Source organism: Phenylobacterium sp. (assembly GCF_046590535.1).
In the GTDB taxonomy this organism is placed as follows: domain Bacteria; phylum Pseudomonadota; class Alphaproteobacteria; order Caulobacterales; family Caulobacteraceae; genus Phenylobacterium.
This window is the reverse complement of sequence record NZ_JBKJTG010000011.1, coordinates 1-16,467: the sequence shown is the minus strand read 5'-3', so window position 1 is coordinate 16,467 and position 16,467 is coordinate 1. Positions and strand designations below refer to the sequence as shown.

Below are 16,467 nucleotides of genomic sequence, written 5' to 3'. Positions count from 1 at the left end.
ACTGCACCAGGCCGCGGACCAGTCCTACCTGGACGAGGGGGTGCAGCTTCTGGAACTCGCCCAGAGCGCTCAATCCCTCTTTTCACGGCAGGAACCGCGCGAAAAACGCCGGCTGCTTAACTTCGTCCTATCGAACTGTGTCTGGGAGGACGGAACGATCGTTGCTGAGTTCCGCCAACCGTTTGCTTTGTTAGCAGAAACGACCACCGAAGCGGCTGCGTTTGCGGGCGCGTTCGCGACTTCGACGGCGAAAAGTGAGATTTGGCTGGGGAACTAGGACTCGAACCTAGAACGACGGTACCAAAAACCGCTGTGTTACCATTACACCATTCCCCAGCAGGAGGGCCTCCCGGAGGCTGGCTGCGGGAAGGGCGTCGAGATAGCGCAGACCCTCCCGCGATGCAACGCCCGCCGGCCGCCTTGCGGCCCCCAAGGCGCTCCTCTATAAGGCCGCTCCCAAGTCGGAGTGTGGCTCAGTCTGGTAGAGCACCGCGTTCGGGACGCGGGGGTCGCAGGTTCAAATCCTGCCACTCCGACCATCTATCTCTCCGCCAGCTGCGGATGAGCTTCCTTCCGGCCATTACCCTCAAGAAGTCCGCCGGTTGAAGGCCACAGCAGCCGCTAGCAGGGCCTTCCGTTCTCTCGAACATCGTCAGTCTGGATTTTCTGGGTGACGTAGGTGCGTGAACTCAGGCGGCCAGAAATCTCTCACGATGTTTCTCGACATACGTCCGATGCGGCGTTAGGCGCGGGTCCTTCGGCAGCTGAATTCGGTCCAACTGCTTCTCAAACAGCACGCGCAATTCTGCTGGCACCTTGTTGTGCGAGACAAGCAGGCGATAGTCGTCCGTGAGCGAGATCAGATGGCGGTCGAAGAGCCAATGGATCGTGCCTGAAAGAGCAATTCCGTTCTGGACAACATCCGGCCCTCCCTCGCCAACGCCCCAAATGTGTGCGGCCTGCACTTCCGATCTTCCACCGCCATTAATGATCCTCAGACCAGTCACGGCGCAGCGGTCCTCGTAGGCGTCGCAGACCTGGCGGCGGAAGTTGGCGTCGCGGATCTTGCGGTTGACGAGCATCTGCTCGACGCGTCGGACCTGACCGAGCCCCGGGGCCGCGTCGTAGTCGAAGGTAGCAGCTACGTCTTCGACTCCCGCAAGGCCTAGTCGCAGGGCGTTCTCAGGGGCAAGGGTCTCCGCCAGCCCGGCGGCCACGATCGCGGCGAAGTCGGCGTCCGCGAGCGGTCGCATCGACCTGTTCTGAAGCGACGCACCGATCCGGCTCGCATCCTGGACGGCGCGAAGCGGCGTCTCCCAATAGCCGTTTCCAAGTCCAGCGAACGGCACAGGCCTATCGAAAGGCAGGTAGTCGCCGATCACCGCGTAGGCATGGTTTGGGCGAACGGTATCCAGCTCGACGCGCAGCACGCGGGCCACGGCGATATAGGCGCGGCGACCGCCATTGCGTTGGGGCTCGCGGTAGATGATCCAGTCGCCGACCGCCGCCTTCGCCGCGGCCATGTAGTTGCTCTGCACGGGAAAGTGGTACCGCTCGACGATCTCGTCGTCGTAGCCAGAGTTCGGCTTGGTGTCGAAGACCGCCTTCATCCCGACAGTGGAGCTTTGGGCGACGAGCGGGTCAAGACGTTCTAAGCCCATGCGACTAGGCCGCCGGCACTCCCCGATTTCGCCTCGGGCTACATGCCGGAAGCGGTGCTGACCCTCGCACATCGGGGCAGCACGCGGCAGGTTGTTCCCTTTTTGTTCTTGCCAGCGTCTGGTAATTGTGCGAGCCTCAGCCTTATCGGATCAGTGCTCGGTCACCCGCCAAGCGGGCAAGTTCGGCACCAGGGGTCCGGCGAAGAATTCCGGCTTTCGCGGCCCGTGAGGAGGCGCCCTTGAGGGGCGTGGCGCGTGTCGCGGCGATTCACTTCTTTCATGGGGAGAGACACGATGGCGAGAATGCCTCGCGGAGAGCCGCGGAGCGTGCCGGACCCTGCCGGCGAGTTGTATGACCGGGAAATGGCAAAGGTCCGTGCGCAGCGGGAGGCGGAAGATCGTGGGTTCCGTTCGCCTCTCGAAATGGCGCAGCACGCGCTGAACGACTTTCAGAATGGACCCAAGGTCCAGCGACCTAACCTTGCGCAGTCCTTCATCCCGGTTGTGGGGCCCGCCTGGGAAGCGGCCGCCGATCTTCAGGATGGAAACTATGGCGGCGCGGCGTTCAACGTCGCCATGGCCGTTGGGGACGCTTTGCCAGCCGTCGCCGTGGTCAAGGGCGTCAGAGCTGCGAGCAAAGGCATTGGAGTCCTCAAGGAGGGATCCGTCAGCGCTGGCGCAGCCGCCAAGAAGATCCGCAGGGCCGGGCTGGCTGGCAAGGGCGAAGAGATCCACCACTCGATCCCGCTGAACGGAATGAGCCGGTCAGCTCAGGACTGGAGAAACCACTACGCGTTCCTCAAGACATTGCCCCAGGAAACCCACCGCCGCCTGACGGGCAGCTGGAAAGGCAAGCCGAGATTCGATCCCCTTCGGCGCGTCTGGTACGGGACGACCGATTGGCAAAAGTCAGTCCCGGCGGCCATCGGGGCCTATGCAGTAGATGCCTGGGAAAGCGTCACGCAGCCGTTCAGTCCGCCTTCTACGCCCGCGAAGAAGCCATGAGAGGCGGCGAGCTTCCCCGCGGAGACGGATCGGAGTACGTTTCTTCTTTGTTCCGGATGACTTGAAATGAAATCCAGCGAAGCAGGCTTCAAGTTTCCAGTCCTTGGATTCACCCCAGATCGTGAGATGTGGGGTTTTCCAGATTTGGATCGGCTTACGAGATGCGGCTCTAGCACCCTCAAAGAAAGTTTGCAGGACGGCATGGAGCTCATCGACTCCGATGGCAAACGTTGGCGGGTGCTTTCCATCCGTCGGACTGGCCGAGCGGGCTCCATAATTTCTCTGCTTTGGATATTTGGCCAACCGCAGTCGCGCATCGAACAGGAGCTCGAGCCGATGCCGGCGGTATCACTTGCGGAGGTTCAACAGCGATCGCGCGACGCGATGGAGTCCTCGCAGATCGACTACTACGGTGAGGACGGACAGGCCGAATACCGATCCACGCTCATAAAGATCGGAAAGACTCGCTCGATTGCGAAGATCTATGATTTGTTGGAGCCTGACACGTTTGAACCCTATTGAGTTCTCCAGTCGGCCTTCGATGGCGCATTTCCCAGGTGGGCGAAGTACTCTACGTCGTTGAAACCGACGCCCCCCACCCGATTGTGAAGGGGGTGTTCTCAGCGGCCACGACGAGTTCGCAGATGGTCGAGCAGGCGATTGTTCTGCGCTTTGGCCTGCTCCAGCCGCGCCAGCACGACCCGTCCGCAGGGTCTTCGGCTTTGACCGGCATGATCGCCGCGCGGCTACCCGCCAGACACCGCCTCATTCCGACTTGCTGGGCATGTAGAGTTCGGCGAGCCTGCAGCCGATTCCCGCAGCTTCGCAGGAGGGTAACCATGGACGCCCAATCTGGCTTCGATCCGGGCCCGTCCGAAGCGCTGGCCGCGCTGCGCGAGGGCGTGCGTGCGGTGATGCGGCGTTTCGACGACGACTACTGGCTGGCGCGCGACGAGGACGGGGTGTTCCCCGTCGAGTTCCACAAGGCGATGGCGGACGGCGGCTGGCTGGGCGTCACCATGCCCACCGAGTATGGCGGCTCCGGCCTGGGCGTCACCGAGGCCGCGGTGATGATGCACGAGGTGGCCAGCCACGGCGGCGGGATGACGGCGACCTCCGCGGTGCACATCAATCTGTTCGGACCGCACCCGATCGTGGTGCACGGCACACCCGAACAGAAGGCCCGCTGGGTGCCGCGGCTGGTGGCCGGCGCGGACCAGTGCTGCTTCGGCTTCACCGAGCCGGACGCCGGGCTCAACACCACCCGCATCAAGACCTTCGCGCAGAAGGTGGACGGCGGCTACCTGGTGCATGGCCAAAAGGTCTGGACCTCCACCGCCCAGGTGGCCAACAAGATCATGCTGCTGACCCGGACCACCCGGTACGAGGACGCAAAGCGGCCCACCGACGGCATCACCATCTTCTACACAGACCTCGACCGGGCCAAGATCGAGGTCCGGCGGATCGCGAAGATGGGCCGCAAGGCGGTGGATTCCAATTCCATCTTCATCGACGGGCTGTTCATCCCCGACGCGGACCGCATCGGCGAGGAGGGCAAGGGCTTCTCCTATATTCTCGACAGCCTCAATCCGGAGCGGGTGCTGATCGCGGTGGAGGCCATCGGCATCGGCCAGGACGCCCTGCGCCGGGCCGCCAAATACGGCCGCGAGCGGATCGTCTTCGACCGGCCCATCGGCCAGAACCAGGGCATCCAGCATCCCCTGGCCGAGCGCTGGATGTACCTGGAGTCCGCCTGGCTGATGGCGATGCGCGCGGCGGCGCTCTACGACTCCGGCAAGCCCTGCGGGGCGGAGGCCAACGCCGCCAAGTTCCTGGGCGCGCGCGCCGGCTACGACGCGGCCCTACAGGCCGTGCTCACCCACGGCGGCTTCGGCTATGCCCGCGAGTACCACGTGGAGCGGCTGTTGCGCGAAGTCCTGATCACCCGCATCGCGCCGATCACCGAACAGCTGATCCTGTCGTTCATCGCCGAGAAGGTGCTGGACCAGCCCAAGTCCTATTGAGGCCGTCGATGCCGGAGCGTCGGCGGCCTCAACTTGGGTTAGCGGCCGCCGGTGGGTTGCGCGGGCGCCGAGGCTTCCGAACCGCGCCTGCGACCGCCCATCATCGCCTGGGCGGCGACCAGCTCGCTGCGGTCGAGGGCGGCGTCGCCGTTCTTGTCGAGCGTGGCGAAGAACGGGCCGATCATCTCGCCCATCCGGCCACGCAGCTCCGCCTTCTGCAGCTTGCCGTCGATGTCGTTGTCCATCATCCCCAGCAGGCGGGTCTCGGCGAAGCGCGCCTCGTGGTTGACCGGCTTGGCGGCGGTCTCGTCCAGCCAGCGGAAGCGCAGCGAGGTGAACAGCATCTCTTCGTGGCTCTGCTCGCCCCAGGTGATCTTCAGGTTGGGGTCGGGGTTGGAGGGGTTGCGCTTGGAATTGTCATAGACGTAGTGGGCGATCAGCCGCGAGCCCGCCGGCACCTTGATCGGCTCGGCGAAGGTGTAGTCCCGCTGCCAGTTAAAGTCGTAGCGCGGCAGCGCCAGCAGCTGCTTCTTCCTGCCGTCCGGATACTGTATCCAAAGGTCCGTCGCGTAGGCGCGGTAGTGAGCGTGCGGGAAGGCTGAATAGAGCAGCGCATCCTTGGGGAACTCGACGTAGGCCAGTTCCTTGTGCCGGGCGGCGTTGGCCGGGATGGCGATCGATGAGTCGATCACCACCACGCTGCGCATCATCAGCTCGGGCGGCTTGTCGTGGAAGTAGACGGCGATCTGGCTCTTGTCCGTCGCCTCCTTGCCGAACGGCGTGTAGTGCACCTGCATACCCACGGCGCCGCCGGGGGGCAGGTAGGTGCCGACATTGGCCGGCTGAATGCTGGATTCCGAGCCCACGGCGTAGCCGCCGACCGAGCCCTGCCAGCGGGTTTCCGACGAGCGGCCGTCAGCCGGCATTTCCTTCATCCAGCCCGTCAGCAGATGGTGCACGGCTTGGCGCTCGCCCGGCTTGATGGTGGTGGCGCGGATCCACTTGCCTTCGGTCAACGGGTTCACCACCGAAGGACGCTGGTAGTCGACCACGCCGGAGGCGGGGACCTTGTAGGCCGGCACGTTCAGCAGGAGATCCGGCTTGCCCAGCGGCCACTCCGCGGCGACCCGGCGGGTGGCGGCTAGGGGGTCGGGTCCGTCGCCCCGCGGCGAGCCGGCTTCGATCCAGTGGACCAGGGTCTTCACCTCGGCGGGGCTCAGGTTCCGGTCATCGGCGAACTTGCCCACGTGCGGATCGGCGTTGAACGGCGGCATCCGGTCGGTGCGGATCGCCTCGCGGATCATCGGCGAGAAGCCCTTGACCATGTCGTAGTTGGTCATGGCGAAGGGGCCGATGCCGCCTTCCTGGTGGCAGGCCACGCAGTTGGCCTCGAGGATCGGCGCCACGTCCTTGGAATAGGAGATCTTGGCGTGCATCGCCTGGCGACCACGCTCGGGGAAGGCGATCTGCGCGCCGCGGCCGGCGAGGGTGGAGGCGGGCGCCGGCCGGCCAGCCAGCACCGCGTCCAGGGCGGCGCCCGTGGTGGCCAGCGGACCGCGATAGACCACCGCCCAGCGCTTGGGGTCGATGACGAACACCTCGGCGGTGCGCGCCACGCCCAGTTGCTCGCCCACCAGCTGGTGGGCGTCCATCAGGATCGGCAGGTCGTAGCCGGCGCTCGACGCTTCGGCGAACACCGCCTCGCGGCTGTCCTTCAGGCTGGAGTTCAGCATCAGGAAGTCCACGCCCTTGGCGGCGTAGGCCGCCTGCAGGGTCTTCAGCTGCGGCGCCAGCCCGCGGATCACCGCGTCGCCGTTCGCCTGGGTCACCAACACCACCGCGCGCGCGTCGGCGAAGCGATAGAGCTCGTGGGCCTGGAGGGTGTGGTCAACCAGCATGAAGTTATCGACGTGGGCGGGCGCGGTCGTGGTCGCCGCGGCTGCCGCGCCCTGTGCGAACGCATGGGGGGTGGTCGCATCGCTGGTGCAGCCAATGAGCGCCGCGCTCGCCAGCAGAGCCATCGCGCCAGTGCGTGCCGTGTTCATCGCCAGGTTCCCTCAGCCGTTCGCGCCGTCAACGTTCGACGTCTCGCAAGCAGCATAGGCGCCTACCGAAGTTACGCCAATGTTGCGGCGTGCCTCAGCGGGCGCTGGCGAACTGCTTCTGGGTGAGACGGCGCTTCTCGGCCTGAGTGATGCAGCGCGGCGCGCTCCAGGCCTCGCTCTTGGCGTGGACGGTCTGGGCGGTCTCGAAGCGCGCGGCGCCGAACTCGCGGGCGAAGGCGCGCCGGGTCATGCTGGAGTCATCGCAGACGTACAGCATTCGGGCAGATTTTGGGGTCTCGCCCTGGGCCAGGGCGTTCTTCGACGCCTGCGAGGCGTTCGGCGCGTCGGCGGCGAAGGCCGGCCCGCAGGTGATCGCGGCAAGTGACACCGCCCAGAATATCCAGCTCATGCCGACCCTCCACTACACCTTGACGGACTGACGCCGCCTTCGCAATGAAAGGAAACCTACCCTATAGCCGCGGTTTGCGAAAGTTTTATGACACTGAGGCGTCACAAGCAGAAAACAGCGGCGCGGGCCGCCGTTTTCCGGGGGGTTTCAGAAGCGCGCGGACAGGCTGACGGAGTAGCTGCGGCCGAGCTCGTAGCGGTTCAGGTCGATGCGCGCGCCGCCAAGCTGCTGGAACTCCTTGAACTCCGTCCCCAGCAGGTTGCGCGCCTCGAAACCGACCGTCAGGCGCCGGTCGAGGACGTCGAAGCCCTGGCGGAAGGTGAAGTCCACCAGCACGCCCGGCTCCTGGATGAAGTCGGGCGCCCCACCGGCGCCTCGGGCGGTGGTCCGCTCGCTGGCGTAGGTGACCAGCACCGTGGCCTGGGTCCCGCCCTCCAGGCTCTCGAAGCCGAACTGCACGTTTGCCAGGTGCTCCGACTGGCCCTGCAGCCGGCTGCCGTCGACCACGAAATTCTGCGCCGGGGCAGCCCGGCCCAGGGTGGTGCGCGGGAACACCACGTCGCCGGCCTTCGCCCGCACATCGGCCTTGCTGTAGGTGTAGTTGGCGCTGACCAGCCAGCGCTGGGCGTCCACCCAGGCGATGCCGAAGGTCGGCTCGAAGTACTTCTTGAACTCCGCCTCGACCCCGTAGAGCACCGCGCGGGGCGCGTTCAGATAGCTCTGCTGCAGCCCTGAGCCAGATTCGTTGACCACCGACTCGATGGGCCGATCGATGTCCTTGTAGAAACCGCCAAGGGTCAGGAACTGGCCACGGTCGAAGTAGCGCTCGTAACGCGCGTCGAGGTTGATCAGCTCGCTGTCCACCAGGAACGGGTTGCCGACGAAGGTGCGGTCGGATTCCGGATCCAGGTAGAGCTGCGGAGCCTGCTCGCGGAACTGCGGGCGGGCGATGGTCATCGACGCGCCGAAGCGCAGCTGCTGATCCTCGGCGAAGTTCCAGGTGATCGTCCCGGCCGGCAACAGGTAGTCGTTCTTCAGCTGGCGGCTGGCCGGCTGGGTGGCGGAGAACAGGTCGACCGCCCCCACCTCCTGTTCGCCGCTCTCGTAGCGGGCGCCGATCGAGGCGCGCACCAGGGGCAGGATATCGCCGTCGGCCTGCACATAGACCGCGTGGGTCTGTAGGCTGGCCTCGTAGGCGGCGGCGCCGTCGGAGCCGGTGACTTCGCGCAGGATCAGGCCGCCGGGGCCGATGTTGAAGTCGGAGAACAGGAAGTCCACCCGCTGCCGCTGAAAGGCCAGTGAGGGCGTGCCGTCGGTGGTGAAGCGGAAGACCCGCGAATCCGAGAACCGCTGGTTGTCGTACCAGGCGTAGCCGGCGGCCAGGGTCAGGTCGTTGATGGTCGGATTTTCCAGCCGGTAGCGGACGTCGACGCCGAAGCTGGCGACCGTGTCCTCGACCTCGCTGAAGCGGATGAAATTCGCGTCCGATTGGCTGTTGTGATAGAAAACACCGGCTACGCGGCGGTAGCGGACCTGGCGCTCATAGGGCGCATCGCGCTCTGTCCGGGCGTAGGACCCCCGCCAGTCGATCTCCAGGTCGCCGAACTCGTGCTCGCCCGTCAGTTGGGTGTCGATCAGCTCGCGCTGGTACCAGGCGGTGTAGTCGTCGCGGATGTAGTTGGAGGCGCGCGAGCTAACGCCTTCGACGCTGCGGGTCTCCTTGGTGGTGTTGCGGACGTAGAGATTGGTCCACTTGAACTTGTGCGCGTCCAGGTCGAGCGTGAGGCTGGTCAGCGCGTTCAGCACCACGTCGTTCTGGGTGGAGTTGGAGACCAGGTCCTCCAGAACCGACAGGGTCGCCAGGCTGACCACGCCTTCCTGCTGCACCGCCTCGCGGGTCGACCAGCTGTTGTCGTAGCCGGCGACGGCCACCACGCCGATCGCGCCCCAGTCGAAGTTGAACGAGCGGCCGGCCGCTATATCCAGGCTGCCGTTGATCGGAATTTCGTCGGTCGACTGCAGCAGGTTGATGCTGGCGTTCTGGAAGCTGCGGCCCATGGCCGTGAGCGTCGCGGAATTGAAGTTCGACTGGTCGATACGCTTGCCGCTCTCGATACCGCGGCGGATCAGCAGCGGCAGCTCGCGGGTTCCGTCGTCGACGCCGAAGCGGTCGTAGTCGCCGCCGTAGTAGGTCAGGCCACGCTTCAGCGAAGTGGCGTCGTTGACGCCCAGGCTGACGCCCATGGACAGGAACGGCTTGTCCGGAACATCGAGGGTCTGCAGGTCGATCAGGCCGCCGCCGAACTCGCCCGGATAGTTGGGCGAATAGGTCTTCTGGACGATGACGCCCTTGAGGATGTTCGAGGGGAACAGGTCCAGGGGCACGACCCGCTGCAGCGGCTCAGGGCTGGGCAGCGGCGAGCCGTTGAGGAGCGCCGAGGAGTAGCGCTCGCCCAGGCCGCGGACATAGACGAACCGGCCGCTGACCACGCTGAGGCCGGTGATCCGGGTCAGCGCCTGGGCCGCGGTGTCGTCGCCCTGGCGGACCAGGTCCTCGGTGGAGACGATGGCGGTGACCTCAGAGGTCTCGCGCATCACCTCGGGGATGTACTTGCCCAGCACCACCACCTCATCGACCACACCAGGGTCCTGGGCGACGCTGGTGGAGGCCGCCGGGACGGGCGCGGAAGTGGTCGCCTGGGCGCGGACCATCCCGGGCGCCAGCAAGGCCGAGGTGCAAAGCAGCAGCCCAGTGAGCGGGCGAAGGAGCTTGGTCATGGGACGTGGGCCTCGTTCAATCGACGTACGCGGCGAGGCGGGAAGCCGGAACTCCCCGCCCCGGTTGATCAGCAGCTTGAGCCGGTGGCGAGGCCGCAGGTCCATCCCTGCCACCAGGTGTCGTTCGCGTCCCGAACGGCGCCGATGTAGGTCGTGGTCACGAAGAACGGATTGACCGTGGCGGCGTTGAACGCCGCCCGGGCCGCCTCGTTGGGACCGTTGATGAAGCCATTCAGCGTCGAGGTGAACACGGAGGCGTTGTTGGTCCCCGCGTCGAACAGCGCCGCCGCCGCCGTGGCGTCGACATCGGTGTCGGCGCGGAACGGGATGGCGCAGGCAAAGACCACCGAGTCCCAGCGCGGCGCGGCCGCCTGGGTGGAGGGGGTGTCCACATCGAGACAGGCCACGGCGGCGTTCGCCGAGGTGTGGATGCCGTTGATGAAGCGGCCGCCGGTCCCGGTGTTGAGGATCTGGATGTCGCCGGCCCCGGTGCGGGTGGTGCCGATGACGGTGTAGTTGGCGATGGACGGGCGCGAGTTGTAGGACGCCTGGACGCCCACCGAGCTCATCTCGAAGTTCCGGTCGCCGCCGTTGGGGCGCTGGCGCAGGATCGCGAACTGCACGCCGCCGCGGAAGCCCTCGTCGGTGTCCAGGCCGTCGTCGTCGGCGCCGGTGATCACCACATGGCTGAGGTTTACCGTGCCGCCGAAGAATTCGATGCCGTCGTCGGAGCTGTTGTGCACCTGCACGTGGTCGATGGTGGTGGCCGAGCCCACGCCCAGGAGGGTGATGCCGTTCAGCTCGCGGTTCGGCTGAACCTCGAAGCCGGGGTAGCGGACCTGGACGTAGCGGAGGCGGCCGGAGTTGTCGGCCGGGCTGTTGCCGCCATAGAGCGAGACGCCGCCCTCGAAGGTGGCCCCGCAGTTGATGTTCGGAGGTGTCGTGCCGGCCGGGCAACTGGCGATGGGCGCGCGGCCGGCGATGACGATGCCGCCCCACTGGCCGATCTGGTCGGGGCCCGCGGCGCCGTCGATGTTCTGGCGGCTGGTGAAGATGATCGGGTTGGTAGGCGTGCCCTCGGCGAAGATCTGCGAGCCGCGCTGGACGTTGATGTAGTCGAGCCCGCCGGAGCCGAACAGGCGCACGCCCGCTTCGATGGTGAGGATGCCCTGGACACTGCCGGCCACCGGCGCGTTCGGGTCGGCGCCGCGGTCGGTGCCGACATCCACCCGGCCGCTGATCGAATAGATCGTGCCCAGCCGGGCCGGGACCACCAGGTTGCCGCTGATCGTGCCGGGAAGCTGGCAGGCGCGAAGCGTGCCGGCGGCGACCGTGCCGACATTGGCGAAGCCCGTCGGGCAATCCGCCGCGGCCTGGCCGGCCGCAGGCGGTGTCGTGCCGCCGCCCGTGCCGCCGCCCGTGCCGGTTCCGGGCGGGAAGGCGCCCTCACCCGGGGAGGCGACATTGTCGGCGCCGCCGCCGCCGCAAGCGGCCAGCGAGAAGGCGCTCAGCGAGGCGATCAGAAGGGTCTTCAGCTTGGTGACGCCGGTCATCGTGTTCTCCACCGTGGATCATCGACGGTGCACGCGAGGACCATTCGGATCCGTCCGGACCCGTACTACCCGCCTGCCCAGGCGCTGTTCTAGGGAGCCGCCATGACAGCCGCGCGAAGACTATGTGACAGGTTTGTGTGGCCGGGTTGGGCAGAGACCGGGCTCTGGCTGAGGGTCATGGCGGGGACGTTCTGGAGGCGGCAAGTCCGCGCCAACCCCTCACCCTACCCTCTCCCCTCGCACTTCGTGTCGGGGGAGAGGAGGGGGTTGCGCGGCTTGGTCTCCTCTCCCCCGCGAAGCGAAAGGGGAGAGGGTAGGGTGAGGGGCTGGCGCAGGAAGTTCGGCGTCCCCCGAGGTTCAGCCAGACATCCGGGTCCTGGCTGCACCGCTCCGGTCTCTGCGACGCCGAGCCACCCCTCACCCTGCCCTCTCCCCTCGCACTTCGTGTCGGGGGAGAGGAGGCGGAGGCGGCGCGGTGGAATCGGCCAGCGTCAGGAGGTGGGGGCGGCCATCGGGGTCATGGCGGTGACAGCGGCCTTCTGGGCCGCGTGTTCGGCGGCCGGCAGGGGGATCAAGCCGCGCTGTATGAGGTAGCCGCCCTTGCCGATGGCCGCGTCGGAGACGAAGCCGGCGACGAACTCGCGCAGGCCGGGCGTGACGCCGACGTTGGCCTTTTTCACGTAAATGTAGAGCGACCGCGACAGCGGGTACTCGCCGGAGGAGATGTTGGCGAGCGTCGGGGCGACGCCGTCGATGGTGGCGGCTTTCACCTTGTCCATGTTGTTTTCGAGGAAGGAGTAGCCGAACACTCCCAGGGCGCCGGGGGTCTTCTCCAGGGTCTGCACCATGGCGTTGTCGTTCTCGCCGGCGTCCACCCAGGCGCCGTCCTTGCGCAGGGTGTGGGTCTTCGACTTGAAGGCGTTCTCGTCGGAGCTCTTCAGAGCGGCGAGAGCCGGGAGCTTCGCCCCGCCCTTCTCCAGGGCCAGCTCCACGAAGGCGTCGCGGGTGCCGGAGGTGGGCGGCGGGCCATAGACCAGGATGCGCTGAGCCGGCAGGCTGGCGTCCACCGCGCTCCAGGTGGCCGCGGTGTTGGCGGCGAAACCCGCGCCGGCGGGCAGTTCGCCGGCCAGGGCGCGGTGCAGATGCTCCAGCTTCAGGGCGTAGGTGGGCGCGGTCTTGGCGTTGGCCACCACAATGCCGTCGTAGCCGATCTTGATCTCGACGATCTCGCCCACCCCGTTCTTGGCGCAGGCCTCGAACTCCGAAGCCTTCATCCGCCGCGAGGCGTTGGCCACGTCGGGAAAGTTCGACCCCGCGCCGCCGCAGAACAGCTTGATGCCGCCGCCGGTCCCCAGGCTTTCCACCTTCGCCGCCGACCCGCCGGTCGTGCGGCCCACCGTCTCCGCGACGCGGGTGGCGAACGGGAACACTGTGGAAGAGCCCGCCGCCCAGACGGTGCGGCTGGAACTGTTGCCGCTCACGCCGCTCGCCGCGCCGCCGGAGGCCTTGTCCGCGCCCTGGCCGCAACCGGAGAGGACAGCGGCGCAGGCGGAGATGAGGAAGAGGCGTTGCATGATCTGGCTCCTGGACGTTGAACGCGCGCTAACACCGCCGCATGACGCTTGCATGACAGTCCCGGCCGGCTGGCGACCGCCGCGAGGACACCCTAACGCGGGCGCGGGCGCAAGCGCAGCGCCGGGTTCGTCTCGCGCCGCCTTCCCGAGGCGGGCATTGTATGCGAGAGCCGCCGCATAGCCCGGTGATCCTGGGTCCCTCCATGGCGCGCGCGACCAACCGATGAAACAGTTCCTGATCACCGCGGCGGGCGTGTTCGCGGGACTGATGATCTTCCTGGTGGGCGTGCCCTTCATCCTGGTCTCCATGGCGCTCAGCGCCACCGCGCCTGAGCCGGCGCCCGCCCGCACGGTGCTGACGCTGGACCTGCGCGATCCGCTCACCGACCAGTCGCCGCACAATCCGCTGGCGGGCCTCGGCCGCAACTCCGTCTCGGTGATGTCGATCATCGAGGGCCTGCGGCGCGCGGAGACCGACGAGCGCGTCAAGGCGCTGCTGATCCGCCTGCCCGAGGCCGGCCTGGAGCCGGGCATGGCCGACGAGTTGCGCGGGGCGATCAAGCACTTCCGCGCCGCCGGCAAGCCCGCCTTCGCCCACAGCCAGGGGCTCTATCCGGCCGGCGTGATCACCTCGACCTACATGGTGGGCGCCGCCGCCGACGAGCTCTGGATGCAGCCCGGCGCCTCGTTCCAGGTGACCGGGATTTCCAGCGAGGACATCTTCTTCAAGCGGCTGTTCGACAAGTATGGTGTCAGCGCCGAGTACGAGCAGCGCCACGAGTACAAGAACGCCGTCAACGGCTTCCTCTATTCGGACTACACGGCCGCCCACAAGGAATCGCAGCTCTCCTGGATGGGGTCGATCTACGCCACCAACCTGGGTGCGGCGGCCGCCGACCGCGGGACCGACGCGGCCGCCCTGCGGCGAACCATCGAGGCCGGTCCCTACCTGGCCGAAGACGCGCTGCGCCTGAAGCTGGTGGATCGCCTGGGCCAGGTGCGCGAGATCGAGCAAGCCCTGCTGAAGCGGGCTGGCGACGGCGCCGAACTGATGGACTTCGACGACTACGCCGACGGCCGGCGCGGGCGCGCCGTCCGCGGCGCCTCCACCATCGCGGTGATCGAGGCCGAGGGCCCGATCATCACCGGCCGCGACCGCGGCTCGAACCCCTTCACCGGCGGATCGACGATCTATTCCGACGAGGTCGCCGAGGCGATCGCCAAGGCGACCAGGGCCGCCAGCGTCAAGGCCATCGTCTTTCGGGTGAACTCGCCGGGCGGGTCCGACACCGCCTCCGAACAGATCCTGGACGCCATTCGCCAGGCCAAGGCGGCCAAGAAGCCGGTGGTGGTCTCGATGGGCACCTATGGCGCGTCCGGCGGCTACTGGATCGCCTCGGAGGCCTCGGCCATCGTGGCGCAACCGTCCACCCTGACCGGGTCGATCGGGGTGTTCGGTGGCAAGTTCGCGGTGGGCGAGGCGCTGGCCCGCTATGGCGTCGATCTGCGCCAGACCACCGTCGGCGCCCCCTATGCCGGGGCCTTCAGCATGGGCCAGACCTTCACGCCCCAGCAGCGGGCCGCCTTCGGCGGGTGGATGGACCGCATCTACGAAGAGTTCGTGGCCCGGGTGGCCAAGGGCCGCAACCTGCCGGTGGACCGGGTGCGCGAGATCGCCCGGGGCCGGGTGTGGACCGGCGCCCAGGCCAAGCAGCTGGGTCTGGTGGACGAGGTCGGCGGCTTCTACACCGCGGTGGACAGGGCCAAGGCCCTGGCCGGCATCACCGGCGAGGTGACGCTGCGGCGGATGAACACGGGGGATTCGGCCATGGAGTCCCTGCAGAAGGCGCTGGGCGTCTCGGCGGCGTCGGCGCGCACGCTGGCGGCGGCGGCCTGGGTGTTCGGCGATCCCCGGGCCCAGAGCCTGCTCGAGCAGGCCGCCCAGGCCCGGCTGCGGGATCGCGGCGCGCTGGTGCTGGCGCCCATGCCGCTGCCCTGACCCCATGGCCGAGCCGCAGGATATCCGGCGCGCCTACGACCTGATCGCCGAGGGCCGGGCGGACGCCGCCCTGGAGCTGACCGCGGCGCTGAACGTCGGACCCGTCCCCAGCGAGGCCGCCCTCAGCGTCCATGCGGTGGCCCTGAAGGCGGCCCGGCGGCCCACCGAGGCCCTGGCTGTCAACCGGACCGCCGCGCAGCGGTATCCGGCGAGCCGCGTGGCTTGGCACAACCTGGCCGCCACCCTGGGCGACCTGGGTCAGGCGCAGGAGGCCGAGGCCAGCGCGCGCAAGGCCATGGCGCTGGGCCTAGGCGCGCCGGAGACCCGGCTGGTGCTGGCCCGCGCCCTGCAGGCGCAGCAGCGTTTCGACGAGGCGCAGGCGGCCTTCGCCGAGGCCATCGCGCTGCGCCCCGACTTCAACGATGCGCATCGCGACCTGGCCCAGCTGATCTGGATGCGCACCGCCGATCGAACGGCGGCGCTGGCCGGTCTGCGCCAGGCCGTGGCGGACCATCCGGCCAACCTGTTCCTGCGTTTCATCCTGGCCACAGCCCAGGAGTTCACCGGAGACAAGCCCGGCGCCCGGGCGACCCTGGAAGAGGCCCTGCAGGTTGACCCCCAGGACCGCACCCTGCTCAGCCTGATGGTGCGGCTTTGCTGCGAAACCGGCGAGGCCGCCGCGGCGCTGACCTGGGCGCGGTCGGTGGCGCGCATGGCGCAGGACCCCGGCGCTGACGTCATGCTGGCCCAGGCCCTGCTGGCGTCTGGCGATCCGGCGGGCGCGGAGGCCGCCGCCGCCCGCGCCGCGGTGGCCATGCCCACGGACCAGTCGGTGCTGGCCATGCTGGCGACCGCCTGGCGGATGCTGGGCGATCCCCGCTATGGCGTGATCTACGATTATGACCGGCTAGTAGGGGTCTATGACATCGCCGCCGAGGACGATCTCGAAGCCTTGCGCGCGGCGCTGCACCGGCTCCACGGCTTCACCACCCATCCATTCTCGCAGTCGGTGCGCTTCGGCAGCCAGGCGCCGCTGCGCCTGGACGGCGGCCATGAGGCGCCGATCGAGGCGATGCTCGGCCGCTTCCGGCAGGCCGTCGCAGATCACATCGCGGGCCTGACGCCGGGCGGCGACCCGTTCACCGCGCTCAGCACCGGCAAGGCCGAGCTTAGCGGCGCCTGGTCGGTGCGCCTGGGGGCGGCGGGCCACCATACCAACCATGTGCACTCGCTGGGCTGGCTGTCGTCGGTGTTCTACGTCGCCCTGCCGCAGGAGACGAAGGACTCCGCAACCCGAGCCGGCTGGCTGAAGTTCGGCGAGCCGGGCGTGGCCACGGAGCCCGCCCTTGCGCCCGAGCACTATGTGGAGCCTCGCGCCGGCCGGCTGGTGCTGTTCCCGTCCTACATGTGGCACGGCAC

The 16,467-nt window shown here is 67.7% G+C and carries 11 protein-coding genes, 2 tRNA genes and 1 pseudogene; 7 read left to right on the top strand and 7 right to left on the bottom strand.

The annotated features are described in order from the left end of the window. Positions 1 to 277 (top strand): annotated as a pseudogene (locus tag ACLL81_RS00700) (recombinase family protein); the annotation flags it as partial. On the opposite strand, the gene ACLL81_RS00695 reads toward ACLL81_RS00700, so the two are convergent. Next, positions 263 to 336: transfer RNA gene (locus ACLL81_RS00695), tRNA-Gln, on the bottom strand. The pseudogene ACLL81_RS00700 and the gene ACLL81_RS00695 sit on opposite strands and share 15 nt — an antisense overlap. 126 nt (positions 337 to 462) lie before the next feature. On the opposite strand from ACLL81_RS00695, the gene ACLL81_RS00690 reads away from it, so the two are divergent. After that, a tRNA-Pro gene (locus ACLL81_RS00690) sits at positions 463 to 539 on the top strand. 150 nt (positions 540 to 689) lie between these two features. Here ACLL81_RS00690 and ACLL81_RS00685 read toward each other — a convergent pair. Beyond that, positions 690 to 1,610, bottom strand: coding sequence for an HNH endonuclease (locus tag ACLL81_RS00685; RefSeq protein ID WP_411286426.1), 921 nt, complete (start codon positions 1,608 to 1,610; stop codon positions 690 to 692). Positions 1,611 to 1,988: 378 nt separating this feature from the next. Between ACLL81_RS00685 and ACLL81_RS00680 the strand changes: the two genes are divergently transcribed. The 3 genes from ACLL81_RS00680 to ACLL81_RS00670 all read left to right on the top strand — a co-directional run bounded on the left by ACLL81_RS00680 (position 1,989) and on the right by ACLL81_RS00670 (position 4,690). Beyond that, positions 1,989 to 2,666, top strand: coding sequence for a hypothetical protein (locus tag ACLL81_RS00680; RefSeq protein ID WP_411286425.1), 678 nt, complete (start codon positions 1,989 to 1,991; stop codon positions 2,664 to 2,666). A 66-nt stretch (positions 2,667 to 2,732) separates the two neighbouring features. Beyond that, entirely contained in the window at positions 2,733 to 3,188 is a 456-nt protein-coding gene (locus ACLL81_RS00675; RefSeq protein ID WP_411286424.1) for a hypothetical protein, read from the top strand. Positions 3,189 to 3,505: 317 nt separating this feature from the next. Next, on the top strand, positions 3,506 to 4,690 hold the full coding sequence (locus ACLL81_RS00670; protein ID WP_411286423.1) for an acyl-CoA dehydrogenase family protein: 1,185 nt from the start codon (positions 3,506 to 3,508) through the stop codon (positions 4,688 to 4,690). 38 nt (positions 4,691 to 4,728) lie between these two features. Here ACLL81_RS00670 and ACLL81_RS00665 read toward each other — a convergent pair whose 3' ends face one another. The 5 genes from ACLL81_RS00665 to ACLL81_RS00645 form a co-directional block, all read right to left on the bottom strand. Then, positions 4,729 to 6,735 carry a redoxin family protein gene (locus ACLL81_RS00665; RefSeq protein ID WP_411286422.1) on the bottom strand — a complete coding sequence of 669 codons (2,007 nt, stop codon included), beginning with the start codon at positions 6,733 to 6,735 and terminating at the stop codon, positions 4,729 to 4,731. Positions 6,736 to 6,829: 94 nt separating this feature from the next. Further along, positions 6,830 to 7,144, bottom strand: a complete 315-nt coding sequence (locus ACLL81_RS00660) for a hypothetical protein (RefSeq protein ID WP_411286421.1) — start codon at positions 7,142 to 7,144, stop codon at positions 6,830 to 6,832. A 147-nt stretch (positions 7,145 to 7,291) separates the two neighbouring features. Further along, positions 7,292 to 9,922, bottom strand: a complete 2,631-nt coding sequence (locus ACLL81_RS00655; RefSeq protein ID WP_411286420.1) for a TonB-dependent receptor domain-containing protein — start codon at positions 9,920 to 9,922, stop codon at positions 7,292 to 7,294. A 68-nt stretch (positions 9,923 to 9,990) separates the two neighbouring features. Further along, complete coding sequence (locus ACLL81_RS00650) at positions 9,991 to 11,475, bottom strand: hypothetical protein (protein ID WP_411286419.1); 1,485 nt, start codon at positions 11,473 to 11,475, stop codon at positions 9,991 to 9,993. A gap of 491 nt (positions 11,476 to 11,966) precedes the next feature. Then, entirely contained in the window at positions 11,967 to 13,049 is a 1,083-nt protein-coding gene (locus tag ACLL81_RS00645) for a substrate-binding domain-containing protein (protein ID WP_411286418.1), read from the bottom strand. 223 nt (positions 13,050 to 13,272) lie between these two features. Between ACLL81_RS00645 and sppA the strand changes: the two genes are divergently transcribed. Both sppA and ACLL81_RS00635 read left to right on the top strand, forming a co-directional pair. Continuing rightward, positions 13,273 to 15,048, top strand: coding sequence for a signal peptide peptidase SppA (gene sppA / locus ACLL81_RS00640; RefSeq protein ID WP_411286417.1), 1,776 nt, complete (start codon positions 13,273 to 13,275; stop codon positions 15,046 to 15,048). A 4-nt stretch (positions 15,049 to 15,052) separates the two neighbouring features. Beyond that, a partial coding sequence (locus ACLL81_RS00635) for a putative 2OG-Fe(II) oxygenase (protein WP_411286416.1) occupies positions 15,053 to 16,467 on the top strand: 1,415 nt, incomplete at its 3' end.